The 23,905-nt window shown below is 53.7% G+C and carries 20 protein-coding genes; 12 read left to right on the forward strand and 8 right to left on the reverse strand.

Going from position 1 to position 23,905, the window contains the following annotated elements; genetic code table 11:
- Window positions 1-44 precede the first annotated feature (44 nt).
- From K7H08_RS11195 to K7H08_RS11205, 3 genes are all read right to left on the reverse strand, one after another.
- Window positions 45-1,163 carry an alkene reductase gene (locus K7H08_RS11195; RefSeq protein WP_231657944.1) on the reverse strand — a complete coding sequence of 373 codons (1,119 nt, stop codon included), beginning with the start codon at window positions 1,161-1,163 and terminating at the stop codon, window positions 45-47.
- Window positions 1,164-1,339: 176 nt separating this feature from the next.
- Entirely contained in the window at window positions 1,340-1,711 is a 372-nt protein-coding gene (locus K7H08_RS11200; RefSeq protein ID WP_198349406.1) for a hypothetical protein, read from the reverse strand.
- A 208-nt stretch (window positions 1,712-1,919) separates the two neighbouring features.
- Complete coding sequence (locus K7H08_RS11205) at window positions 1,920-3,110, reverse strand: M24 family metallopeptidase (RefSeq protein WP_231657945.1); 1,191 nt, start codon at window positions 3,108-3,110, stop codon at window positions 1,920-1,922.
- A 358-nt stretch (window positions 3,111-3,468) separates the two neighbouring features.
- On the opposite strand from K7H08_RS11205, the gene K7H08_RS11210 reads away from it, so the two are divergent.
- On the forward strand, window positions 3,469-4,761 hold the full coding sequence (locus tag K7H08_RS11210; protein WP_038478700.1) for an NAD(P)/FAD-dependent oxidoreductase: 1,293 nt from the start codon (window positions 3,469-3,471) through the stop codon (window positions 4,759-4,761).
- Between the two features lie 210 nt (window positions 4,762-4,971).
- Here the strand turns inward: K7H08_RS11210 and K7H08_RS11215 are convergent, their stop codons facing one another.
- Complete coding sequence (locus tag K7H08_RS11215; protein WP_198349409.1) at window positions 4,972-6,360, reverse strand: glutamine synthetase family protein; 1,389 nt, start codon at window positions 6,358-6,360, stop codon at window positions 4,972-4,974.
- Between the two features lie 266 nt (window positions 6,361-6,626).
- Here K7H08_RS11215 and K7H08_RS11220 point away from each other — a divergent pair, with 266 nt between their 5' ends.
- The 5 genes from K7H08_RS11220 to K7H08_RS11240 all read left to right on the forward strand — a co-directional run bounded on the left by K7H08_RS11220 (window position 6,627) and on the right by K7H08_RS11240 (window position 12,740).
- Window positions 6,627-7,433 (forward strand): gamma-glutamyl-gamma-aminobutyrate hydrolase family protein, encoded by an 807-nt coding sequence (locus tag K7H08_RS11220; protein ID WP_038478694.1) that lies wholly within the window; start codon window positions 6,627-6,629, stop codon window positions 7,431-7,433.
- A gap of 35 nt (window positions 7,434-7,468) precedes the next feature.
- On the forward strand, window positions 7,469-8,845 hold the full coding sequence (locus K7H08_RS11225; RefSeq protein ID WP_231657946.1) for an aspartate aminotransferase family protein: 1,377 nt from the start codon (window positions 7,469-7,471) through the stop codon (window positions 8,843-8,845).
- On the forward strand, window positions 8,845-10,344 hold the full coding sequence (locus K7H08_RS11230) for an aldehyde dehydrogenase (RefSeq protein ID WP_231657947.1): 1,500 nt from the start codon (window positions 8,845-8,847) through the stop codon (window positions 10,342-10,344). Before K7H08_RS11225 ends, K7H08_RS11230 begins: the two co-directional genes overlap by 1 nt.
- A gap of 226 nt (window positions 10,345-10,570) precedes the next feature.
- A complete protein-coding gene (gene nhaC, locus K7H08_RS11235; protein ID WP_231657948.1) occupies window positions 10,571-12,025 on the forward strand; it encodes a Na+/H+ antiporter NhaC in 1,455 nt (484 codons plus the stop codon).
- 163 nt (window positions 12,026-12,188) lie between these two features.
- On the forward strand, window positions 12,189-12,740 hold the full coding sequence (locus tag K7H08_RS11240; protein WP_051626371.1) for a cupin domain-containing protein: 552 nt from the start codon (window positions 12,189-12,191) through the stop codon (window positions 12,738-12,740).
- A gap of 125 nt (window positions 12,741-12,865) precedes the next feature.
- Here the strand turns inward: K7H08_RS11240 and K7H08_RS11245 are convergent, their stop codons facing one another.
- Both K7H08_RS11245 and K7H08_RS11250 read right to left on the reverse strand, forming a co-directional pair.
- Window positions 12,866-13,531 carry a transglycosylase SLT domain-containing protein gene (locus K7H08_RS11245; RefSeq protein WP_198349415.1) on the reverse strand — a complete coding sequence of 222 codons (666 nt, stop codon included), beginning with the start codon at window positions 13,529-13,531 and terminating at the stop codon, window positions 12,866-12,868.
- Window positions 13,532-13,606: 75 nt separating this feature from the next.
- The gene (locus tag K7H08_RS11250) at window positions 13,607-15,025 is read right to left on the reverse strand and encodes an aminotransferase-like domain-containing protein (protein WP_231657949.1); all 1,419 of its coding nucleotides are present in this window, start codon (window positions 15,023-15,025) and stop codon (window positions 13,607-13,609) included.
- Between the two features lie 140 nt (window positions 15,026-15,165).
- On the opposite strand from K7H08_RS11250, the gene K7H08_RS11255 reads away from it, so the two are divergent.
- From K7H08_RS11255 to K7H08_RS11275, 5 genes are all read left to right on the forward strand, one after another.
- The gene (locus tag K7H08_RS11255; protein WP_231657950.1) at window positions 15,166-16,617 is read left to right on the forward strand and encodes an NAD-dependent succinate-semialdehyde dehydrogenase; all 1,452 of its coding nucleotides are present in this window, start codon (window positions 15,166-15,168) and stop codon (window positions 16,615-16,617) included.
- A gap of 11 nt (window positions 16,618-16,628) precedes the next feature.
- Window positions 16,629-17,900, forward strand: a complete 1,272-nt coding sequence (gabT, locus tag K7H08_RS11260; RefSeq protein ID WP_198349421.1) for a 4-aminobutyrate--2-oxoglutarate transaminase — start codon at window positions 16,629-16,631, stop codon at window positions 17,898-17,900.
- Window positions 17,901-18,226: 326 nt separating this feature from the next.
- Entirely contained in the window at window positions 18,227-18,667 is a 441-nt protein-coding gene (locus tag K7H08_RS11265; protein ID WP_198349422.1) for a hypothetical protein, read from the forward strand.
- Between the two features lie 91 nt (window positions 18,668-18,758).
- Window positions 18,759-19,328 (forward strand): DUF6932 family protein, encoded by a 570-nt coding sequence (locus K7H08_RS11270; protein WP_198349423.1) that lies wholly within the window; start codon window positions 18,759-18,761, stop codon window positions 19,326-19,328.
- The gene (locus tag K7H08_RS11275; RefSeq protein WP_198349424.1) at window positions 19,321-20,256 is read left to right on the forward strand and encodes a hypothetical protein; all 936 of its coding nucleotides are present in this window, start codon (window positions 19,321-19,323) and stop codon (window positions 20,254-20,256) included. Before K7H08_RS11270 ends, K7H08_RS11275 begins: the two co-directional genes overlap by 8 nt.
- A gap of 178 nt (window positions 20,257-20,434) precedes the next feature.
- On the opposite strand, the gene K7H08_RS11280 is transcribed toward K7H08_RS11275, so the two are convergent.
- Complete coding sequence (locus K7H08_RS11280) at window positions 20,435-22,012, reverse strand: cryptochrome/deoxyribodipyrimidine photo-lyase family protein (RefSeq protein WP_231657951.1); 1,578 nt, start codon at window positions 22,010-22,012, stop codon at window positions 20,435-20,437.
- A gap of 170 nt (window positions 22,013-22,182) precedes the next feature.
- Between K7H08_RS11280 and K7H08_RS11285 the strand changes: the two genes are divergently transcribed.
- Entirely contained in the window at window positions 22,183-22,485 is a 303-nt protein-coding gene (locus K7H08_RS11285; protein WP_009722905.1) for an antibiotic biosynthesis monooxygenase family protein, read from the forward strand.
- 18 nt (window positions 22,486-22,503) lie between these two features.
- Here the strand turns inward: K7H08_RS11285 and K7H08_RS11290 are convergent, their stop codons facing one another.
- Window positions 22,504-23,904 carry an amidase gene (locus K7H08_RS11290; RefSeq protein WP_231657952.1) on the reverse strand — a complete coding sequence of 467 codons (1,401 nt, stop codon included), beginning with the start codon at window positions 23,902-23,904 and terminating at the stop codon, window positions 22,504-22,506.
- Window position 23,905 lies beyond the last annotated feature (1 nt).

A 23,905-nucleotide genomic window follows, 5' to 3' on the forward strand; every position in this document is an offset into this window, starting at 1 on the left:
AAGTGATGCTTTTCGTTCATAAGGGTTCCGGCTTAACAAGAAATCTAGCCAATACGATCGTAGCCGTTATCCATAAACGGATAATCGGTGTAGCCCTTTTCATCACCGCCGTAGAACGTTTCATGGTTCGGCTCGGTAAGGGGGGCATTCACTCGGAAGCGTTCCGGCAGGTCGGGGTTAGCGATATAAGGGCGGCCAAAGGCTACGGCATCGGCGGTGTTTTGATTAATGCGTGACTCCGCGCGTTCTGCGTCGTAGTTGCCGCAATAAATCAGGCTGCCATTAAAGCGCTCGCGCATTTGCTCACGAAAGCCATCAGGGAAAGTGATATCGCCACCGATCCAGTTAGGCTCGTTTAAATGCAAATAGGCTAAGCCGCGTTTGGACAGCTGCTCTGCCAGATAGAAGGCCATGGCTTCTGGCTCATCATCAGTCAGACCGAACAGTTCGATAAAGGGCGTCAAGCGAATGCCCACGCGCTGTGCACCGAACACTTCAACTACCGCATCGACCACCTCTAGCGGGAAGCGCGCGCGGTTTTCCAACGAGCCGCCGTACTGGTCGGTGCGCTGATTGGTACCGGTCGCCAGGAACTGGTTAAGCAGGTAAGCGTTAGCCGCGTGGACTTCCACCATGTCGAAGCCTGCGCGTTTGGCACGAACAGCCGCTTGGCGGTAGTCATCAACAATGCCGGGGATCTCATCGGTTTCCAGTGCCCGAGGCGTGCTAGTGGGGTGCTGACCAGCAGTGCCGTCTTCAAATTCAACAAAGCACTGAGCGCCTTCGCCTTTTAGCGCGCTAGGGGCAACAGGCTGTTGTCCATCTGGTTGCACCATTTCATGGGACACGCGCCCAACGTGCCACAGCTGCAGCGCGATACGGCCACCTTTGGCATGCACCGCACCCACCACGCCTTTCCAGCCCGCTTCTTGTTCATCCGTCCAAATGCCAGGTGTATACACATAACCCTTGGCTGTGGGGGAGATGTTGGTTGCTTCACTAATAATCAGACCTGCGCCTGCCCGCTGGCCGTAATAGGCTTCCTGCAGGGTGCCTGGCACGCTGTCTGGAGTGCGCGAGCGTGTCAGGGGAGCCATGATGACTCGGTTTGGAATCGACAAACTACCTAACTGAAGAGGGGTGAAAAGCGCTTCATACGCCATGAACGGACTCCTTTTGGAAGCGGTCAATTAAATCGTGGCGAACAGAATAGACCAGTTTACTAGTAAATGCTAACTCAGTAATTGCCAGCCGCTATGACGCAGTCATGGGATAAGGTTTTTGAAGGAAAAACAAACCCCCGGCAACGCAATAAACCGGAGTATAGGTAAAGGGTTGCTTAGGCTCTCTGCCAAGGCCAGCGGCGCTTGGCTGGCGTATTGATTTGTTCAATAGCGTTGGTCAGCGCCAGCATGATGGTGCTTAACTGGCGGTGGCAAACGGCGCTGCTCAGCACGCCGGGGCACTGCTTGAGGAGTAAGTCACACTGCTGTGAGGCAATGAATATTTGCTCGGTGACGGGAGGGGCGAAGAGCGGCTTCGCTTGCTGGCTGCAGCGGGTTAGTTCCCGTGACAGTAGGGTGAGCATGCTGGTGTCTAGCCAGCAGGGCAGCGGGTCGTCTAGCCGACCGGCAATCGAGTGTTGCACTGCTTCGAAAGAGGTGCGTAAAAAAATCAACGTTTGGCGAAGCTGACGCTGCTCACTAGTCATGGTACTTATCCATAGTGCTTACTCTTAGTACTTATCCATAGAACTTACTCATAGAGCTCATTCATAGTACTTATCGTTACCTCAACTGATCGTCACCTCAGATAAATGAGATCATGAAAAGATAGTGTTTCTCATTTGCATCTTTAGTGACGATAGCGCTGGTTAATCGTACTGTCAATCTTGGGCTATAAGTGTGGTTCTCTATTCGCTACTTATCCATTGCCTGATAAAGCTGCCAGTTGTTGTTAGTGAGTGGCTCGGCGCCGTGTTGAGTGACCACCACGGTATCACTGATCCCTACGCCCCACTGGCCAGGAACGCGAAGGCAGAGCGGTAAGTGGAAGACCATGTTCTCTTCGAAGGGACGATGTAGGCCTTGGGCAATATAGCCGGTGCCTTCAACCCAACTAGGAGGGAACTGCGCACCCACCGCGTAGCCAAACACCCCCGAGAAGAACAGTTGATCACGGGTAGGTGCCAGCAATGCATCCGCTGCCTTCGCGGCATCATCAAAGGTGTGGCCTGGTTTCATATGACTGCACAGGGTCTCGAACAGCGAGCGGCACAAGTCGCGGGTGGCGGTTAATTCAGCACGAGGTTTTCCAGTCACGGCAGTGCGCATCATCGGCGCGGTATAGCGCTGGTAAGCGGCACCGAATTCTAAAAATATCGGTTCATTGGGCTGTATGACGCGGCGCTTATGATTAACGTGAATCACCCCGATGCGGTGCCCGCTGGTCACGATAGGCTGCAAGCTCATGAACTCGCTGCCGTTCTCTAGCAGTGCTTTAGCACCGATGGCCGCAATATCGTTATCAGTCATGCCAGTGCGAATAGCGGCCATCGCAGCCTCTAAACCTGCCGCAGTGATTCGTGCACTTTCGCTGAGCATTTCAATTTCGGCGCTACTTTTAACAATGCGAATCGTATCGAGCAGGTCGCCTGCTTCACAGAAGCGCTCTTTACCCACCGAGCGGGCCAGCGCATCCATCACGCCCACTCGTAAACCGCTGCTCCAGCCATCAATGCCAATTTGCTTGCAAGAAGTGAGTAAGTCCGCGAGCGGCGTGATGATCTCATCCAGGTTTTCCCATCGGTAACCAATGATTTCGTCGACACGGGCGGTGACCACTGCCGCTCCTGTTTCAATGGATGCCACCTGCAGTACCAGCTGTGTAGGTGTGCACACTAAGCAGGCGTGTACCGATACCTCGAAGGTGTGATAGCCGGTTAAGTAGTTAATGTCGGCAGGGTCGGTGAGCAGTAATGCATCTAGCCCGCGTTGTGTCATTGCATGGCGCACTTTGTCTAGGCGCGTTTGGTATTCGGCAGGCGCAAAGGGCAGCTCACTTTGGGCAAGCGTCTCGGCAAGGGCGGTGCGGTAGTGTTGATAATCCATAGCGGTCTCCGGTGGGGGCTATGGTGAGTATAGGCAGCTGCTCTAGCGTTACGCTGCTATGGTTATCAACGCTAGCAATAGCAGCGAGTTGTGCCTCAATCGTACCCGGTAATAAGGCGCAAACAGGAAGCACGTGGCCTCGCCCTCAATGGGGGCGGTGCATAAAAACGTGTGGTGACTGTTTTCAGCGTGATGAACGTGTGTTTTATGCCCGAGTGTTGCTTTTTTAATAACATTTATCTTATGGAAAAAGGCGCTGTTCGCCTCTGTAAGCCCATTGAATGCTGTTGCTTGCGCATTTGTACGTCGGTCTATATGATCGAGTTGGTTAAAATAATCAACAAAAGGAAGGTGGCAAATGCAACCTCAAGCGTCTTCTGGTCATGTCGCGTCTTACTACGCGGCATCGTCAAACTCCACATCTCAAAGGCCCATGCTGGAGGGCGATGTTGAATGTGATGTCTGTGTCGTGGGGGCTGGCTTTACGGGCATCTCTGCAGCACTACATTTGGCGGAGCGTGGTCATCGGGTAGTGGTGCTGGAAAGCGTGGCGATTGGCTTTGGGGCGTCCGGGCGCAACGGTGGCCAGATCGTTAATAGCTATAGCCGTGATATGGATGTTATTGAGAAACAAAACGGCGCTGAAACCGCTCGGGCGCTGGGTGCAATGGCATTTGAGGGTAACCAGATTATCCGTCAGCGCATTGAAAAGTATCAGATCGACTGCGACCTAAAAGAAGGCAACTTGTTTGCTGCTTGTAACAAGAAACAGTGGGAAGGCTTAAAGGAGCAAAAAGCTTTATGGGAGCGCTACGGCCATCAGAAACTTGAGCTGTTGGAAGGTGAAGAGGTCAGACGAGAAATAGGCAGCGATCGTTATGTGGGTGCGTTGGTGGATCACTCTGGTGGGCATCTTCATCCTCTCAATTTAGTGTTGGGGCAGGCGGCAGCGTTGGAGTCGTTAGGTGGTAAGATTTTTGAGCACTCCCCCGTGACTCGCGTGGAGCACGGTGAACCGGTGACGCTGCATACCCCCAAGGGGCGCGTGACCGCTCAACGGGTCGTTATGGCTGGCAATGCCTATTTGCAAGGGTTGCTACCCAAGCTGGAAAGCAAGGCGATGCCGTGCGGCACCCAGATCATTACCACTGAGCCGCTGTCTGCAGAGTTAGCAGCACGATTACTACCTAACGATAAAGCGGTAGAGGATTGTAATTATCTCTTGGATTACTACCGCCTGACCGCCGATAACCGTTTGCTATATGGCGGCGGAGTGAACTATGGCGGGCAGGAGTCCGCCAGTATTGAGGCAGCTATTCGACCGAAAATGCTGGCTACTTTTCCTGAGCTTGGCGATGTCCGCGTCGATTACGCCTGGAGCGGTAACTTTTTGCTGACACTCAACCGCCTGCCGCAGTTTGGCCGCATTAATAGCAACGTTTACTACGCCCAGGGGTACTCTGGCCACGGGGTAACGTGCTCTCATCTGGCTGGCAAGTTAGTGGCAGAAACGATTAGCGGTGAAGAGACGCGTTTTGAAGCTTTTGCACAGATTTCCCACCTGCCAATGCCCGGCGGACGGTTGTTACGTGTTCCGCTTTCCGCGATGGGAGCGTGGTTCTACGCCATGCGTGACCGGCTGGCTGTTTAGCGCTGATTAGTTTGATGATTGCTTGGAAGCTGGCTGGCGAATACGTTCGTCAGCCCGTTTTTATTTGCCACGGATGCTCACGGATAACACGGCATAAAAAGCTAATAGAAGGACGGGGATAGCAGCATAAGACAGGCAGAAGCAATAAGAGAGACGCCGAGCAGCGCCTCTCTCTATTCTATTGGTGGGTTCTATTGGTGGTTTATCAGCTTATACGTGGCGCAGGTACCAGTCATACTCCATGGCGCTAACTTCGCGCATGGTTTCGGCGCGCTCTGCTTGGCGGTTGGCAATGAACACTTCAATAAAGTCTTCGCCAAGCTGTTCGCCAAGTACGTGGTTGTTGCTCAACAGATGCAGCGCTTGGGTCCAGCTGTTAGTTAGCTGAGGTGCGATTTGATCATAGGCGTTGCCGACGATTGGCTCCGCAGGTGTAATCTGCTGAGTTAGGCCATGTTGGATAGAGGCCAGTACGGTGGCCAGTAACAGGTAGGGATTAACATCGGCACCCGCCACACGGTGTTCTATGCGCCGCGCTTCTTTTGGCCCAGCGGGGACGCGTATGGCCACAGAGCGGTTATCGTATCCCCAGGTAGGTGCCATGGGCACATAGAGTCCTTCCTGAAAACGGCGGAACGAGTTGAGGTTGGGAGCCAGCAGTGCCATGGAGTCTGGCATCAGCTCCAGCAGTCCTCCTACGGCGTGTTGCAGTGCGGTGCTCTCCAGCGGATCGTCGCCGTTTTCGGCAAAGATATTGTGTCCGTTGCTATCTACCAAGCTGACGTGAACATGGGTGCCGCTACCCGCTTCTAAGCCGTAAGGCTTAGCCATAAAGGTAGCTTCAAAGCCGTGCTTTAATGCCACGCCCTTGATCAATCGCTTGAGTAGTACCGAGTGGTCGCAGGCGCTTAACGCATCATCTGTGTGAATCAGGTTGGCTTCAAACTGGCCGGGTGCACACTCTTTCAATACCGTATCCAGCGGCAAGCCTTGCGCCTGGGCGGCACTCTGCAAGTCATTGATAAACTCAGCATACTCGTCTAGCTCAAGCACCGAATACAGCTGACTTTGAGTGGCCCGCTCGCCGCTGCAGGGAGACTGCGGTGGCTGAATCAAATTTTCTTCGTCGCGTAAACGATCAACCAGATAAAACTCTAGCTCAAGGGCGACGACAGGGGTTAAACCACGCTCGGAGAACTGCTCAAGAATGCGCCGCAGAATCTGGCGAGGATCGGCAAAAAATGGCGCGCCGTCCATCTCCTCCATGGTCATCAATAGCTGGCCATACTGGTTGTTATTCATCCAGGTGACCGGATTGAGCGTGCCGGGAATGGCGCGACATACGCGGTCGCCGTCGCCGCTGGAAAGCCCCAGTCCCGTCTCTTCAACGGTGTTGCCATTGATGTCCAACGCAAATACCGAAGCAGGCAAATAGATGCCTTTTTCAAACACTTTGCCAAGGTTATCGCTAGGGATGCGTTTACCACGAATGACACCGTTAAGATCACTGATTAACAGGTCAATGCTGGTGATCTCTGGGTGGCTGTCAAGAAAGTCCGAGGCTACGTTTTGAGCGTCTGTGTTATTGGCAGAGGACATACGTTGTACCTTATTTTTATGCCGTTTTAGTTGTGTTTCTGCTAACAGTATCCTTGCTTCGGCAGCCTCCTGTGTCAAATATTTAATAACAAAAATAGTGTCATTATTTTTTGTCGGCAACGGATGTGTTTTTTAATTATTTGTTTATCAATAGTTTAATATGTTTTTTCATAAAAATGCTATTTTGCTATTGGAAAATAAAACAAGCCACGCTATGTTGAAGTGACTGTTGAATAAAACATAACAACTGACAAAGTGGTTTGACTATGCAAGCAACGCATTCCCCACGCCCACTGGTGGGTGTTATCGCCTGCTGCCGAGAAGTGGAAGGCCATCCCGCGCAGATAGTGACCGATAAATTCCTGCAGGCGCTTTACCACTACGGCATCACGCCGGTGATTCTTCCTGTGTTAGCCGCCGATACGTTGACGCCCGAGCAGCATGCTGAACAGGCCATTGCTCTGTTGGGCAGCCTGGATGGCTTGCTGCTAACTGGCAGTTATACCAACGTCGCTCCTGACCGCTATGGTGCAGAACGCGCCCCAGAGAATACCCGTGCTGACGCACGGCGCGATGAGGCGGCACTGTGCTGGGTACACGAGGCGTTACGTCAGGCGTTGCCCTTATTTGGTATTTGTCGCGGCTTTCAGGAAATGAATGTCGCCTTTGGAGGCACCCTGCATCAGGCAGTTCAAACGCTACCAGGCATGCTCGATCATCGTGAGCCGCCCGCTGACGACATGGCGGGCCATTATGCGCCCTCTCATACGGTAAAGATCCGCCCGGATGGCGCCCTGGCGGCGCTCTATAGCAGCGAGCATGCTGAGGTGAATTCACTGCACCAGCAGGGGATTGATCAGCTTGCACCAGGTCTGGATGCAGAAGCCTGGGCACCTGATGGATTAGTTGAAGCAATTTCTGTGCGCGACGCTGCTGCTTTCGCCCTGGCTGTGCAGTGGCACCCCGAGTGGCGTCCTAAAGAACATCCTTTCTATGACGCACTATTTCAGGGGTTTGCGGCGGCCTGCCGTCAGCATCGTACCCAACGCGCCGCCCAGCCAGTTAATAGCTGAATGCTTGTTGCAACGACTTGAACAGGAGCCGACCTATGCAGACCCAGGACTATCAGGCGTTGGATCGCCAACACCACCTTCATCCATTCACTGACTTTAAATCACTTGGCGAAGAGGGTAGCCGCATCATCACCCACGCCGATGGGGTATACATTTACGACAGCCAAGGCAATCGTATTCTTGATGGTATGGCGGGACTTTGGTGTGTCAATCTCGGTTACGGGCGACAGGAGTTGGTTGATGCCGCCAGCGAGCAGATGCAGCAACTGCCGTATTACAACAACTTCTTTAAAACCACCCATCCTCCGGCGGTAAAGCTAGCCGCCAAACTGAGTGAGCTGGCACCCGAGCATATCAATCATGTGTTTTTCACGGGTTCCGGGTCTGAAGCCAATGATACCGTGCTGCGCATGGTGCGGCGCTATTGGGCGATCAAAGGCAAGCCGGAGAAGCAATGGGTCATCTCGCGTGAAAATGGTTATCACGGCTCAACTGTCGCGGGCATGAGCCTTGGCGGCATGGCGCCGATGCATGATCAAGGCGGCCCGTGTGTGCCGGGGATTAGCCATATTTGCCAGCCTTACTGGTTTGGTGAAGGGCGCGATATGAGCCAGGAAGCCTTTGGCAAGCAGTGTGCCAAAGCGTTGGAAGAGCAAATTCTGGCGTTGGGTGAAGACAAGGTGGCGGCGTTTATTGCTGAGCCGGTGCAGGGCGCAGGCGGTGCGATCATTCCGCCGGACAGCTATTGGCCTGCGGTGAAAGAGGTGTTGGCCAAGTACGACATTCTGTTGATTGCCGATGAAGTGATTTGCGGGTTCGGGCGTTTAGGCGAGTGGTTTGGCAGTACTCACTATGGGTTAAAGCCTGACCTGATGCCGATTGCTAAGGGATTGTCGTCGGGCTATCTGCCCATTGGCGCGGTGCTGGTGGGAGATCGAGTGGCCGATACGCTGATCGAAGACGGCGGTGAGTTCTTCCACGGTTTTACTTACTCTGGTCACCCGGTCTGTGCAGCTGTTGCGCTTAAAAACCTCGAATTGCTGGAAAGTGAACGGGTAGTCGAGAAAGTCCGCGATGAATTGGGGCCCTATCTGGCTAAGCGTTGGCAGGAACTGGCTGAGCATCCGCTGGTGGGTGAAGCCCGTTCGTTGGGCTTGATTGGGGCACTAGAACTGGTCGCCGACAAGAGCACCGGTGAACGCTTCGATAAGTCTCTTTCCGCGGGCAACTTGTGTCGTGATTTGTGCTTTGAGCATGGCCTGGTGATGCGCTCAGTGGGCGATACGATGGTGATGTCTCCGCCGCTAATTATCACCCGCGATGAAATCGATGAATTGGTCAGTAAGGCGCGTTTGGCGTTGGATAAAACCGCTGAAAAGCTGGCGATAACACACTCTATGGAGAGTGCATAATGGCGGCAGATACACCGAAAACCCTCGCCGACTGGCAATCAAAAGCCGCATCACTGAGCTTTGAAACGCGCGCTTTCATTAATGGTGAGTTTGTCGCTGCCGCTGATGGCAGCACGCTGAGCAGTATCAATCCTGCCACCGGACATGTTCTTGCTGAGGTAGCCAGCTGCGATGCGCAAGATGCTGAGCTTGCGACGCAAGCAGCCCGTGCAACCTTTGAAAGTGGTGTCTGGTCACGTTGCCACCCAAGTAAGCGCAAACGGGTGCTACTGCGTTTAGCCGAGTTGGTAGAGACACACCGCGATGAACTGGCGCTGTTAGATACGTTGGACATGGGCAAGCCGATTTCCAGTTCGCTAGGGGATTTGGCAGGCACCGTCGCCTGTCTGCGCTATCAAGCGGAGTGTATCGACAAGCTTTACGGTGAAGTGGCTCCTACTGGCGATCGTGCGCTAGGGCTGGTGCTGCGCGAGCCAATGGGCGTTATCGCTGCCATTGTGCCGTGGAATTTCCCACTAATGATGACGTCGTGGAAGATTGCTCCGGCACTGGCGGCGGGCAACAGCGTCATTCTCAAGCCGTCGGAAAAATCACCTTTGTCAGCGCTGCGCTTGGCCCACCTTGCCAAGGAAGCGGGTATTCCCGATGGCGTCTTTCAGGTGCTGCCAGGGTACGGCCATACGGTGGGCAAGGCTCTGGCACTTTCCATGCAGGTTGATGGTCTGGCGTTCACCGGCTCCACTGGCGTGGGTAAACAGCTGATGCAGTACGCCGGACAATCCAACTTGAAACGCGTGTTTCTGGAGTGCGGTGGCAAAAGCCCCAATATCGTTTTTGCTGACTGCCAGCACCTAGATGCCGTCGCCCAAAGCGCTGCGGAAGCTATTTTCCACAACCAAGGCGAAGTCTGTATTGCCGGTTCGCGCCTGCTGGTGGAAAACAGCATTCGCAAAGATTTTGTGGCTCGCGTAGTGAAAGCTGCTGAGCATATGCAGCCGGGAGACCCGCTCGATCCGGGTAGCTTCATGGGTGCCATGGTTGATGAAGCGCAGTACCAACGAGTACTGGAGTATATTCGCCAAGGCGAAAATGAAGGTGCCACCCTGAAGCTGGGTGGCGAACCTAGCGATTCCAATGGGTATTTCCTGCCGCCTACGGTCTTCGATGATGTAACTCCCGACATGTGCATTGGCCGCGAAGAAATATTTGGCCCTGTGCTGAGTGTGTTTGGGTTCGACAACGAAGAGCAAGCCATTGCTCTGGCCAATGACAGCGACTACGGCCTGGCTGCCGGCGTTTGGAGTCAAGATATTGACCGCATCATGCGGGTCTCTCGGCGGCTGCAATCCGGTCAGGTATATGTGAATAACTGGGCCGGTATCGATCAGACCGTTCCCTTCGGCGGTGTTAAGCAGTCGGGCAATGGACGCGATAAATCGCTTCACGCGCAGGAGAAATACTGTGAGGTGAAGACGGTATGGATGTCGCTTAGCCCTTAAAGCATCTTTACCACGTATTGATTTGAGTCATCCACAGCGCCAGACGTCGCCGTATAAGCGGTGGCTCTGGCCATGGCTTCCCTGTGCCTGAGCGCCGTATCAGAAAGGTAATAACAATCTCTGCGATGGTCTCTGCAATGGTCTCAGCGATGACCAGCACAAAGGTTTCTAACGCGGTTACATCACTATCAACACCAACAACAAGCAAATGCTGAGTGAGGACATTATGTCGACCGACACCACTGTTAAGGAAGATCAGGAAATACCAAGGCCAAGTTTAAAAGCGACCATGATCCCCATTGTGTTTATGGCAGCATCTTTGGGTGTATTTATTGGCTACTTCGAAACGGATCCGCACTTGCCGCTGTTTTTAAGTGCGATTGTGGCGACGGCGGTGGCCATTGCGACAGGTAGCCGCTGGAAACAGCTTGAAGCGGGCATCATGCGCTCTATTGGCCTGACGACTCAGGCAATTGTCATTCTGATCATTATCGGCACCATTATTGGCTACTGGATTGCCGGTGGGATTGTGCCCACGATGATCTATTACGGCCTGAGTATTCTGGCACCGGATTACTTTTTGGTCGCGGCGTGCTTAATCTGCTGTTTGGTATCGTTGGCTGGCGGCAATGCCTGGACAGCGGCCGGCACTATTGGTATCGCTTTAATGGGCGTCGGTGAAGGACTAGGCCTTAACCCCGCAATGGTCGCGGGAGCCGTGATCTCCGGCGTGTATTTTGGCGACAAAATTTCTCCGCTTTCCGAAACCACCAATATGGCGCCAGGTGTGGTCGGTGTTGATCTGTTTGAACACATTCGCTATATGCTCTACACCACGGTTCCTGCGCTAGCGGTTGCTCTGGTGCTTTACACCATTATCGGCCTGAACATGACGCCTTCCGGTGATGGCGCGGCACAGGTAGCCGAGTTACAGCAGAGCCTCAATGAGCTGTTTATCATTAGCCCCTGGCTGCTACTGGTGCCAGCGGCCGTCATCGTAATGATGATTAAGAAAGTACCTGCCATTCCGGCACTTTCTATCGGTTCGCTGATGGGAATTGTCTGTGCAATTGTGGTTCAGGGCGTCCCGTTAGGCGATAGCTTTACTATTTTTGTGGAAGGCTACGCGGTAGACACTGGAAACGTTACGGTGGACGACCTGCTAACCAACGGCGGCGTTAGCGCCATGATGTGGACGGTTTCGCTGATCATTATCGCGATGAGCTTTGGCGGGATTCTTGAGTCAGCAGGGTTCTTTCGCACCATCGTGGAAAGTCTGCTCAAACTGGCCAAGACCACTGGCAGCCTGATTGCTACCACGGTAGCAACATCGATGGCCGCTAACGTCGTAGGTTGCGATCAGTATCTCAGTATTATTCTGCCTGCCCGTATGTATGCCAGCGAGTACAAGCGTCGCTCGCTCAAACTGAAAAACCTGTCTCGCACAGTGGAAGATGCAGGCACCATGACATCGCCACTGGTGCCCTGGAATACCTGCGGTGCCTTTATGTTTGCCACGCTTGGGGTCAGTGCCTTTAGCTATGCGCCCTACGCCTTTCTGGCGCTGCTGAGTCCGATGTTCGCGATTATTTATGGCTTTACCGGCTTCCGTATCGCCTATGAAGATGGGCCGAAAACGGTAAGTGCCGACTCGGGATTAGCGGGAGTTCGTAGCGCCTGAACGGAACAGAATGGCTGAAGCTGATTAAAACGATTATTTTTCAAAACGCCACGTTAATTGAGAGTTTGCCCCACAGCCGTGGGGTTTTTTTTGCGCTATTATGTGCCCATCAATAGACCGCCAACGTAATTTAATTTACTTATTGATAGGGAGTGAAAAAAGCATGTCGGATGACGTGGGTGCGAGCTTGCGCTCCTTGCGCAAGCAGCGAGGGATTTCGCAGCGTGAACTGGCAAAGTTGTGTGGGGTCACCCACTCAAGTCTTTCGCTAATAGAGCAAGGAAAAGTTAGCCCATCAGTCAGTTCCCTGAAGAAAATCCTAAACGCATTCTCTATGAGCGTCGGTGATTTTTTTACGATGGACCTTGATAGTCAGGAGCAGATTTTCTATTCGGCGGATGACTTGGTTGATATCGCATCCGGTGATATTTCCTTCAAGCTTGTCGGGGCAAATCGGCCTAACCGCGCGCTGGCGTTTATGGTGGAGCGATATCTGCCGGGTGCTGACACTGGGCAAGCCATGATTACTCACTACGGTGAAGAGGCTGGCTTTGTCGTAGAAGGCGAGATTGAAATCATTGTTGGCAGCACCGCCAGGCGCTTAGGGCCGGGGGAGTCTTATTATTTCAAGACAAGCGTTCCGCATCGTTTCCGAAATATTAGTGATGCCCCCTGCAAGATAATTAGCTGCGCTACGCCCGGTAAGGCGTTCTGATATTACTGGCATGGCTACCGTTTATTGTTTGACCATGCCAAATACGCCAGACAGCAGTGATATTCAAAACACATCACTCACTAACACCCCTGCCAAACCGCTCATTAGACACATGAGCGGGGCTCTTAACTACGACAAAACGGCCAGACCTGATAAAACTTGCGGCACTGAAACTCTGCTTCGCAAGCGTTGAGCTGCGCTTGATAACGGTTAGCGCGGGCTGCCACTTGGCTGCCTGCTCGCAGCACGTGGGGTTTACTGCGATAGGAGCCTCGCTGATAGCCACCTGCGCCTTCATGGTAAGCGTAGTAAAGGTGTTCAGGGTTACTCAGCGAGATACCTGCCTGCTGCTGTGAGCGGCGGTTATACCAGCCAATGAAATCCGTTGCGTGCTTCATATGGGTTCGGCGGGCAAACAGGCTGCCCGCTTGATCCTCATACTCCTCCCAAACGGGGTCTTGGGCTTGGGCATAGCCTTTGGCGGAGGAGGGGCGTGGGCCGGGAATAAAGCCTAGGTAATACTTGCGGTCCGGGCGCACATGGCTGCGAAATGAAGATTCCTGCTGAATAAATGACATCTGCGTGGCAATCGGTGTGCCCCATTTCTCTTCTGATTCCCGGGCATAGTCATACCAGCTCGGCTGCTCACGAAAGATTTCACAGATATTGCTCTGATCTTCAGGCGGGCTAGGAGCAAAGATTGCGCAGCCTGAAACAGCCAGTACGGCGCACAGCGCTATCAATAGGCGAAGCGTTGAGAGGAGCACCGAATTATCAACAGGGTGGCGCATGGCAAAATCCTTGTGAATAAGTTTTTTTAACTAGGCATACAGTGTGATGCTCAACACGTTCTAAGCCTACCTCGCCTAGCGAAGTAGTAACTCTAAACAGCGGCGCAGCCGTTGGGCTTCACGCACTAATGTCTCTCCCGATAGCATGCCCACGCCCATTACCAATCCTGTCCGTGGGTCCTTGTCAGCGCACACGGGGCTTAGCGGGCGAACAATCAAGTGTTCTTTGAGCAGTGCTTGGGCAAGTGCTACATCATTAACCCCTGCTTCAAACTCAACGCACAAGCTAATCGCGCTAGTCGGGGGGGACACATTGCGTACTTTGGGTAGTGAGCTGAGCTGGTCGTGCAGCACCTGCTGGCGGCCTAAATAGTCGCGCTGGATGCGGCGACACCAGACGTCTAAGTCACCATCAAAAATAAATTGCGCCAATACCGCTTGATCAAGCATACGGCCTTCGCGAAATAACTCGCTGCGTAAGCGGTTCATTGGCCCTGCCAAATGGCGTGGCACCACCAAATAGCCAAGCCGCAGGCCGGGAAACATCATCTTAGAGAACGAGCCTACCAGTAAATGGCGTTCCGAGTTGGGATCAAACAGCAGGTTAGTGTGATCGTCGCGAGTGAATTCGTAATCGTCTTCAACGATGTAGGTGGGCGATAACGCATCGCAAAACTGCTGCTTATGAGCAGCGCGTGTGGGCACGCTAAGAGGATAGTGATGAGAGCCGGTCAAATACGCGAGCGCAATATTACCGGTCGTCTGCGGAAACACATGCCCACTATCGGAAAACCAAGGCAGCATCTCAATCGAAAGCCCTGTGGCTGTGAATACGTTGCGCGCCCCCCAATAACAGGGCGACTCCATCGCCACGGTATCGCCTACATCGGCCAATGCCATGGCGCATAGCTCAATACCGTTATGGGTACCATCGGTGATGATGATCTGTTCGATATCACAATGAATATTACGCCAGCGCGCCAGAAACTCCCGGATTGCGCGCTTAAGCGGCCCATAGCCACCGGTAGAGTAAGAGAGCAATAAGGCATTTTGTGGCACGGTGACGCTGGCATACAGCTGACGCCACTTGCGCATTGGAAACTGGGCGATATCCGGTATGCCAGGCACAAAGGCACCGCTTTGCACGGTGCTGGCGCCAGGCCAACGCAATACTTGCTGAGCACGTTTTGAAAGCTGAACACTCTGTGACGTGGGAGCGACAGAAGCCTCTTTCTTACAACTCCAGGTGCCCTTGCCATGAAATGTCGTTAGCAGTCCCTCTTCAACAAGTGTCGAAACCGCCACCGCTAGCGTATGTCGGGCAACGCCCAACGTTAATGCCAACTGACGGTGCGACGGCAATCGAGTTTGGTTCGGCCACGCCTTAGTAACCGCCTGCCTCAATGCCTGCTCCAGTCGTACTTGTTTGCTTAAACGCTCAGGTTGCTGCGCATAGTGTTTTACAAGCTGCTGTAACACGTCCTGGCGGTCCATTCACATCCTCTTATTGTCATGATGCTCCCCGTTTAGATAGTAAAACAGAAAAGTGGTCTGGTTGAACGCGAAAGTGGTGCATTCGTTCACCAGCGCATTACTGCTAGCGTGCATACCATGTTGCAGATCAGGAGAAGATCATGAGCTTTATCGAACAGTGGTTACACGATGCAGTACCCACCCTGGTAGGTGGCGAATGGCGCAAGGGCCAGCAAACTTTTGCCGTCGATAACCCCGCAACCGGCGAGACGATTGCCCGGGTTGCCGACTTAGGCGCTGATGACGCCCGCGACGCAGTGGCCGCAGCCTATGCCGCCGGGCCCGCGTGGCGCGCAACGCCAGTGAAACAGCGCTCGGCATTGCTGCGCCGCTGGTTTGAGCTGATTAATGAACACGCCGATGACTTAGCCCGCTTGATGACCTTGGAGCAGGGCAAGCCACTAGCGGAAGCCAAGGGCGAAGTGACTTACGGCGCCTCATTTATTGAGTTTTTCGCTGAAGAAGCCAAGCGTATGGCCGGGGAGACCCTGCCTAGCCACGGCGCGGACAAGCGCTTAATGGTGCTGCGCGAGCCGGTCGGTGTGGTGGCCGCGATTACCCCGTGGAACTTCCCCCTGGCGATGATTACCCGTAAGTGCGCCCCGGCCTTGGCCGCGGGCTGCACCGTGGTGATTAAGCCCGCCGAAGCCACGCCGTTAACTGCGTTGGCAACGGCTTATTTGGCTCTTGAAGCAGGCCTGCCAGCCGGCACTATTAACGTGATTACCGCCTCAAAACCGGCAGCGGTGGGTGAAGTGCTCACTACCGACTCACGGGTGCGTAAAGTCTCGTTTACTGGCTCGACCCCAGTGGGTAAACACCTGTTAGCTCAGTGCGCGAGCACGGTGAAGAAAACCGCTATGGAACTGGGCGGCAACGCGCCGTTTATCGTCTTTGATGACGCTGATGTGGACGCCGCTGTAGAGGGGGCGATTGCCTCAAAATTCCGTAACGCCGGGCAAACTTGCGTGTGTACCAACCGCTTCCTATTGCAGGACGGTGTTTACGACGCGTTTGTCAGCAAGCTGACCGAGCGAGTTAGCGCGCTGAAGGTCGGCGATGGTTTAACGGAAGGCAGCACCATCGGCCCGCTGATTAACCAAGCGGCGGTGGAAAAAGTGCAGCGTCACGTAGACGACGCGGTGAATCATGGCGCGCGACTGCTCTGCGGTGGCAAGCCCCACGCCGCAGGCGAGCGCTTCTTCACGCCCACGGTGCTTGCTGACGTAACCACCCAAATGGCGGTGGCCGATGAAGAAACCTTCGGGCCCGTCGCGCCAGTGTTCCGTTTCCAGCGTGATGAAGAAGCGATCGCCATGGCCAACGATACGCCGTTTGGCTTGGCGGCCTACTTCTACGCCACGGGCTACCGCCGTATCTGGCACACCATGGAGCAGCTGGAATACGGCATGGTTGGCGTTAATGAAGGGCTGATTTCTACCGAACTGGCGCCGTTTGGCGGCGTGAAAGAGTCCGGCTTGGGGCGTGAAGGTTCCCACCACGGGTTAGATGAGTTTACTGAACTGAAATACGTTTGCGTTGGCGGTCTATAAGGAAAACGATGATGAATAACCAAGAATTGAACGAACTGAAAAATCGCTATGTGGCTAACGGTGCCGCCACGCCTACAACCCAGTTTGCCGAGCGTGCTGAAAACGCCGAGTTGTGGGATGCCGATGGCAACCGTTGGATCGACTTCGCGGGCGGTATTGGCGTGCTGAACCTGGGCCACCGCCACCCGAAAATCGTTGCCGCCGTTGAAGCGCAGCTTAAAAAAGTCATGCACACCAGCGCGGCGGTGATCTCCTACGCCCCTTACGTGCAACTGTGCCAAAAACTTTGTGAACTGACGCCGGTGCGTGGCCCCGAGCGTAAAGCAATGTTGGTTAATACCGGTGCGGAAGCGCTGGAAAACGCCGTGAAGATCGCCCGCGCGGCGACTGGCCGTACCGGCATTATCACGTTCGACGGTGCTTTCCACGGCCGTACCATGATGACGCTGGCCATGACCGGTAAGGTACTGCCCTATAAGAACGACTTCGGCCCTATGCCGGGTGATGTTTTCCGCGCACCGTTCCCCAACCCGCTGCACGGCATCAGCGAAGAAGCGTCGTTAGACGCCATTCGTACGCTGTTCAAAACCGATATTGCTCCGCATCGCACGGCGGCTATCGTGATTGAGCCGGTACAGGGCGAAGGCGGTTTCTACATCGCCTCACCGGATTACCTGAAAGCGTTACGTGCGCTGTGTGACGAGCACGGTATTCTGCTGATCGCCGATGAAGTTCAGTCCGGCTTTGCCCGTACCGGCAAGCTGTTTGCGCTGGAACATAGCGGCATTGAAGCGGACATCCTCACTACCGCCAAGAGCCTGGCGAACGGCATGCCGCTATCGGCGGTTGTGGGTAGTGCCAAAGTGATGGATGCCTCTGGCCCCAACTCCCTGGGTGGCACCTACAGCGGTAACCCGCTCTCCTGCGCAGCGGCGCTGGCGGTCATCGAGGTGATCGAAGAAGAAAATATCCTGGCGCGCAGTGAACAGATGGGCAAAATGCTGGCCGAGCGTTTTGCGGTGTGGGAAGCGCGTTTCCCTGCCGTTGCCCACGGCCGCCAGCTCGGCGCTATGGCTGCCTTTGAACTACTCAACAGCGAAGGCAAGCCGGATACTCAGATGACTGGAGCGCTGTGTGCCAAAGCCCGTGAGAAAGGCCTGATTCTTCTTTCGTGTGGTTTCTACGGCAACAGCATCCGCATTTTGGTGCCGCTAACGGTGTCGTCTGCAGTGCTGGAAGAGGGCTTGAGCATTATCGAGGAGTCTCTGGAAGCGCTTAGTTAAGCTGTCCTTCTAGGCATCATCAAACCCGCCATCGCCAAACAGTGAAAGCTGTTGGCGAGGGCGGGTTTTTTTGTGGATGTTGAAAGCTTGATGCTGAGAGAGTCAGTCGCCCTAAGCGCTCTGTGCTAAGCTGTATTTGGTAAATTAGCCGCCCAAGGCGGAGGTGCAGGAAAATGCAACAGAAGCACGAATTATGATATGAGAGATAATTAAAATTTATAGTCCAAAGCATCAGTGATTTGTAGGTTGCTTTTTTTGACTAGCATGCTGGCGCGTTTATCTAATCATAGGACTCGCTTTCTAATATCTTTTAGCGGGAGAGAAGCATGTTTGGATGGTTGAAGCCGAAACCGAAGCACCCTAAGGCGCTCTTCTTTAAGTCCAACGATGCTGCTTTCGAGTATGCTTCGAAGTACATGCTGCGCCCACTTTTGAAGGACGCTACGATTTTCGGCCAAGTTCTGGCGAAGGTGTCTCCGCAATTCGGAGGGCTCCTGAAACAGCAGCCAAAGTGGCGGGTGCGGCTGGCGACGGAGCACGGTGTAATTCAGACGGATCATTGCGGGTCGATTGCGGATCAACTGGCGTCTGATGTGGACTTGAAATCGTCGCCAATCGTCGAGGGTGACCTAGTTGCTGTCCAGGTCGGTTCATACGATCCGAAATACGCCGTAGACAGTGAAGTGCAATACTTCATCATCATCTGCAAACTCAAGCCAGAACTCAGGACGGACACTCGTGTCTTTGCTCCAGACGTCGCCCGCTAACAATGCCGTGCACGCGACTTGCGAAGACACACGCGCTACTGGCTAGCGTTATGTATTCAAGTTAGCGGAAAGATCATAGGAAGAATGAAGAGTGATACCAGAATTAAATCAATCAGGAGTATTACCTCCGTTTATACCTGAGCAAGGGCCGACCGACCCTGCTGGGATGGCACCCTATAAGACAACGATAACTGAGTTTGTAATTCGGTATGCTCATACTCCGGAGAGGAGAGCTATACTTAGAGGACTGCTAGATTATCGTAGGAAGCTTAGGAAAATAGGTATTTGTAGAGGTTTTCAGTGGCTTGATGGCAGCTTTGTGGAAAATGTAGAGCAAAATCGTGGTCGCCCTCCTGCAGATGTAGATATAGTTACTTTTGCCTTAAGGCCTACAAATGATCTGGAGGACTGGAAGAGTGTAGTCTATGGGAACCCGGATCTGTTTCTTCCTGGTGAAGCAAAGCAGAAATACTATTGTGATGCGTATTTTGTTGATTTGAACACGCACCCCATACATGTAGTGAGCAATACTCGATACTGGTTTGGTTTGCTTTCACATCAACGAGAATCTTATCTTTGGAAAGGGATGGTAGAGATTGCCATTGAGTGCAGCGACGATGAGGCGTTGGAAATGCTAGATAGGGAGTCAGACAATGCCTAAGAAGCTCAATATTGACAGCCTGTCTTCTGAAATTACCACTCTTAATGAGTTGCTTGTCAGCGCCCGCCAATCTGGCGATATCGTAGGAGAAATGCAACTCGAGCATCGAGTTGCAGAATTATCTAGAAAGCTAAATTCACTTAAAGAAGAAGTGTTGTCTGATAATAGTGCCAGTGTTGCCCTATTCTTCGGTGGGCAACCTGTGCTTGGATCAAAGGGAATTGCAGCTGAATTTGCCGGTGCTGTATTGGAACAGTTTCAAAATCTTATCGCCAAGATATTTGCTAATAATGAAGTCGGAGATTTAGGCGAAAGAGGACTCGTACCCTTCAAGGCTAACTCTGAATTAATGGTCACAGGTTTAGCAAGAGGCTCATTTGGATTTGTACTTGATGAGATGAATGATCAGGTACAATTAGAGTCGTCACAACTATCACACGTCATCGATAGAGCTGCTGTTCTTCTTAGAGACTCTGCCGCTCAAGATGATGCTGTTTTTGAGTCAATCCTAGAAGAATTGGAGCCAAGAACATTAATAGCGCTTAGAGACTTGTTCAACAATCTAGATTCAAGCAAAGCAACCCTCAGAGTCGTCGAAAAAGAATTGGATTTTACACTTGATGGCCCATCCATACATCGAGCAAAAAGAAGAACAGAAGCTATCAGTATTGAAGAAAGCACAAACGAAATTGAAGGCACTTTAGTTGGGTTTTTGCCAGAACACCGTAAGTTTGAGTTAGCTGATAAGGCTGGAAAGCTTTATTACGGCTCCGCTAGTAAAGAAGCAGTAGAGCAGTTCACGAAGGCTACAGACAATGTGATCGGTAATAGATGTTTGATAAAAGTCTCAATAAAAACAGTGGCACCATTAAACAGACCACCAAGAGAAGTAGTTCGTTTGATAGAGTTCCTTCGCTTTGGTGAGTAAGCACGTGTCGGCCGTTCCTCAAACGAGACGCAGGATAGGTAACGATTGGCGGCATTACTGAAGCAGTCCACCAATAATATCAGTAGCATGACGAACGACAGGCTCCTTCTAATGACGCATGTGTCATACCGTGCTGTTCCCCACATGCGGCCACGCTATAGCTAAGCGTAACCGCTACCTATCCTTCCAAACCGCCATCGCCAAACAGTGAAAGCTGTTGGCGATTGGCGGGTTTTGCTTTTTTAGCGCGCTTAGCGGGAGGTCGTCGCTGACTGGCGAGCTTATCCACAATGGCTCGGCTGGATTCCCTGGCCTCTGGCGTGCGACGCAGTTCATAGAGCAGCTTCTTCCAGTGGCGCGCTTCGGCTTCGAAATCGTTGGTGATGGGGTAGTCGGTGCCCGGTTGAAAGCCGAATCGCTGGCGTAGGCTTTCGGGTAGTGCCCAGGGCTTGGCGCGCCATTCCAAGGGCAGGGGCGCTAGTTCTGGCACCCAGCGGGCGACAAACTTGCCTGTGGGGTCGTTATCCTCCGCTTGTTTAATCGGGTTATACACCCGCAGCGCGTTAGTGCCGGTGGCACCTGCTTGCATCTGCACCTGGGGGTAGTGAATGCCCGGTTCGAAGTCGGTAAACAGACGTGCCAAGTGCAGCGCGGGTTCATACCAGTGCAGCCCCAGGCCGAAGGTGGCGTGGGAGATCAGCATGGCGCGCATGCGAAAGTTAAGCCAGCCGGTAGCGATAAGACTGCGCATACAGGCATCGACTAGCGGCACGCCGGTTTGGCCGTTCTTCCAGGCAATGAGGTTAGGGTGGCTGGGATCGCGCTCCCGCAGGCCGCGCAGCGCCGGGTGCAGCGTTTGATGCTCGATGCTTGGCTCACTTTCCAACTTCTGAATAAAGTGGCAGTGCCAGCAAAGTCGCGAGGTGAAGGCGCGTAGTGAGCGGGCCCAGGCGGTATCGTCGGCATGCTTCTGACGCTGACGGCGTAACGACTGGACAACTTCGCGCATGGAAAGCGTGCCCCAGGCCAAATGCGGTGAAAGCCGCGAACCAAACTCCCACGCTAACAGCGGCTTAGACAGCGAGCCGCGATAACGCCGCCCGCGTGCTTGCACAAAACTACGCCACAGTGCGCGGCCTTCGTTGCGCCCGCCCCGCTGGCGCTGGGGGCAAGGTGTGGTATCAAATCCCAGCGTTAAGGTAGGTAGCTGCTCAACGTTAAGGTGGTGAAAGGCTTCCCAGCCTGGGGCTGCTTGGGCGCTTTGCGGCGCGTGGCAGGTCGAGGCAGACATCAGCGTTTCCCAGTGGCTCTCCCAACGGGTTTGGTGCCCAGAGCGGCTGCTAAGTCCTCGTACTACACCGTGCTGGCGGGCTTCCCGCCAAGCTACACCGTTGGTTTGGCACCAAGCATGCACCTGTTTATCCCGCTCAAAGCTCCAGGCGTTGCCCGTTTCCTGATGAGAGTGAAGGGCAATGTGGCCGTAGTGAGCTTTTAGGGCGTTCAGCAAATCGACAATATCACCTTGCCAAATACATAGCGGTAGGCCAATGGTCTCCAGTGCGTTGGAAAGGTCGATTAGAGCGTCAGCGGCAAACTGCCAGTGGCGCAGGGCGCTATCAGGTGTTTGCCACTGGCCAGGTTCAATCGCAAAAACAGGCAGCACAGGGCCAGCCGCCGATGCACTGGAAAGCGGCGCATGATCATGAATGCGCATATCGCGTTTGAACCAAACGACCTGGATGGGTGCCTTAGCCATGCCGTATCCTGATGGTTGGGGTTTGCTCGGCGTAACGCCTATTTTCCATAGAACTTATTTTTCATACCGTTTATTCGTCATAAAACCATGACGTTACCATCAAGGGATAGACGTCGTAAGCGGCAGGCCGCTACGCTAGCGTGTTAGACAAATTCAATAGGAGAGAGTGCATGTATATCGCCATGAACCGTTTTCGGATTGCCCCAGGCCGCGAAGAGGATTTTTTAGAGGTGTGGCGCAATCGCGATTCTCATTTGGATGAAGTGCCGGGCTTTAAACAATTCCAAATGCTGCAGGGCGAAAGCCAGGAAGACCACACCGTGTTTATCTCCCACAGTGTGTGGGAATCAGAAGAAGCCTTCCGCGCCTGGACCAAGTCAGAAGCGTTCCGCAAGGCTCATGCTAACGCCAAAGCGCCGGAAGGTATCTATCTTGGCCCACCTAAGTTTGAAGGGTATGACGTCGTACTATAAGTCATATTTCATATCTGTTTAGGCAATCGCGGGTGGTGTCAGCGGTGGCAAGTAGCGCTCAAGTAATTGGGCGGCATGCAGCACCTTGAGGTCTTGATATTTGCCCGCTACTAAATGAAGGCCTACTGGCAGCCCTTGATTATCCAAACCGCAAGGAAGAGATGCCGCGGGCTGCTGGGTGAGGTTGAAGGGATAGCTGAACGGCGTCCAGTCCATCCAGTCTCGGTAGGTTTCCCCTGGTGGTACGTTGTGGCCCGCTGCAAAGGGGGAGATGGGCATCGTGGGGGTAACCAGCAAGTCATAGCGTTCATGAAAGGCTGCCATTTGGGCGGTCAATTCACTGCGCTGACGCCGGGCGGCGAGATAGTCGGAAAGCGATACATCCTGCCCGCGTCGGGCAATATTGAGAAACCCTGGGTCGAGTGATGCCAGCTGCTGTTCGTCCAGTTTTTCTAGCGCTTGGGTAGCACCTGCAAACCAGAGGGTGTTAAACGTCTTGATTGGATCGCTAAAGCCAGGATCAACGCGCGTTACTGTGGCGCCCAGCTCTTCGAAATAAGCAATGGCTTCCTCTACCTTTCGAGCAATGTCTGAGGCTACTTCTACGTAGCCAAGATCTGCACTATAGGCGATGCGCCAGCCCTTTAGGTTAGCAGGAGGCGGCGTTAGCCAGTCTGGCCCTTGGGGGTTGCCGGAGTAACCATCCCTGGCATCTGGCTGCGCCATCACGCTAAGCATTAGAGCACTGTCGGCCGCTGTGCGGGTCATTGGCCCTAAATGGGAAAGTGTACTCATGGCGCTGGCGGGCCACTGGGGAACCCAACCAAAGGTTGGCTTTATGCCAAAGGTGCCGGTAAAGCTGCATGGGATACGGATCGAGCCACCCGCGTCGCTGCCTTGGTGTAAGAGACCTAGATTAAGCGCCGCCGCTGCCCCTGCGCCGCCGGATGATCCCCCGGGCGTCAGTGCGCTATTCCACGGGTTGCGGGTAATGCCGTGCAGGGGGTTATCAGTGACGCCTTTCCAGCCAAACTCGGGCGAAGTCGTTTTGCCAATGACGATGGCCCCAGCATTGCGAAGGTGACGGCTGATTGGCGCATCCACCTCCCAAGGGCCGTCTGATGGAGTAGTGGTTGAACCCAGGCGTGTCGGTAGGCCTTTCGTTAAGGTTAAATCCTTAATGGAGACAGGAATGCCGTCTAGCGGGCCGCTGGGTTTATCTGCCTGCCAGCGCTGGGCCGACTCTTCTGCCAAGCGCCGAGCCTCTATCTCGTTCACGCATGTAAACGCATTGACCTTTGGGTTGTCGCGGGCAATTCGCTCCAAGCAGTCGTTTACCAGCGCCTCTGGGGAAAGAGTCCCCTTGCGGAAGCGGGCTAATGCTTCCACAGCTGTGAGTGTCTCAAATGTCTCGGTCATT

Source organism: Halomonas sp. IOP_6 (assembly GCF_021151565.1).
Classification (GTDB): Bacteria; Pseudomonadota; Gammaproteobacteria; order Pseudomonadales; family Halomonadaceae; genus Vreelandella; species Vreelandella alkaliphila.

What these genes read in the sequence shown, in the direction of transcription:
- K7H08_RS11195 (WP_231657944.1), bottom strand. Translation starts at nt 1,163, where the DNA reads ATGGCGTATGAAGCGCTTTTCACCCCTCTTCAGTTAGGTAGTTTGTCG.
- K7H08_RS11200 (WP_198349406.1), bottom strand. Translation starts at nt 1,711, where the DNA reads ATGACTAGTGAGCAGCGTCAGCTTCGCCAAACGTTGATTTTTTTACGC.
- K7H08_RS11205 (WP_231657945.1), bottom strand. Translation starts at nt 3,110, where the DNA reads ATGGATTATCAACACTACCGCACCGCCCTTGCCGAGACGCTTGCCCAA.
- K7H08_RS11210 (WP_038478700.1), top strand. Translation starts at nt 3,469, where the DNA reads ATGCAACCTCAAGCGTCTTCTGGTCATGTCGCGTCTTACTACGCGGCA.
- K7H08_RS11215 (WP_198349409.1), bottom strand. Translation starts at nt 6,360, where the DNA reads ATGTCCTCTGCCAATAACACAGACGCTCAAAACGTAGCCTCGGACTTT.
- K7H08_RS11220 (WP_038478694.1), top strand. Translation starts at nt 6,627, where the DNA reads ATGCAAGCAACGCATTCCCCACGCCCACTGGTGGGTGTTATCGCCTGC.
- K7H08_RS11225 (WP_231657946.1), top strand. Translation starts at nt 7,469, where the DNA reads ATGCAGACCCAGGACTATCAGGCGTTGGATCGCCAACACCACCTTCAT.
- K7H08_RS11230 (WP_231657947.1), top strand. Translation starts at nt 8,845, where the DNA reads ATGGCGGCAGATACACCGAAAACCCTCGCCGACTGGCAATCAAAAGCC.
- nhaC (WP_231657948.1), top strand. Translation starts at nt 10,571, where the DNA reads ATGTCGACCGACACCACTGTTAAGGAAGATCAGGAAATACCAAGGCCA.
- K7H08_RS11240 (WP_051626371.1), top strand. Translation starts at nt 12,189, where the DNA reads ATGTCGGATGACGTGGGTGCGAGCTTGCGCTCCTTGCGCAAGCAGCGA.
- K7H08_RS11245 (WP_198349415.1), bottom strand. Translation starts at nt 13,531, where the DNA reads ATGCGCCACCCTGTTGATAATTCGGTGCTCCTCTCAACGCTTCGCCTA.
- K7H08_RS11250 (WP_231657949.1), bottom strand. Translation starts at nt 15,025, where the DNA reads ATGGACCGCCAGGACGTGTTACAGCAGCTTGTAAAACACTATGCGCAG.
- K7H08_RS11255 (WP_231657950.1), top strand. Translation starts at nt 15,166, where the DNA reads ATGAGCTTTATCGAACAGTGGTTACACGATGCAGTACCCACCCTGGTA.
- gabT (WP_198349421.1), top strand. Translation starts at nt 16,629, where the DNA reads ATGAATAACCAAGAATTGAACGAACTGAAAAATCGCTATGTGGCTAAC.
- K7H08_RS11265 (WP_198349422.1), top strand. Translation starts at nt 18,227, where the DNA reads ATGTTTGGATGGTTGAAGCCGAAACCGAAGCACCCTAAGGCGCTCTTC.
- K7H08_RS11275 (WP_198349424.1), top strand. Translation starts at nt 19,321, where the DNA reads ATGCCTAAGAAGCTCAATATTGACAGCCTGTCTTCTGAAATTACCACT.
- K7H08_RS11280 (WP_231657951.1), bottom strand. Translation starts at nt 22,012, where the DNA reads ATGGCTAAGGCACCCATCCAGGTCGTTTGGTTCAAACGCGATATGCGC.
- K7H08_RS11285 (WP_009722905.1), top strand. Translation starts at nt 22,183, where the DNA reads ATGTATATCGCCATGAACCGTTTTCGGATTGCCCCAGGCCGCGAAGAG.
- K7H08_RS11290 (WP_231657952.1), bottom strand. Translation starts at nt 23,904, where the DNA reads ATGACCGAGACATTTGAGACACTCACAGCTGTGGAAGCATTAGCCCGC.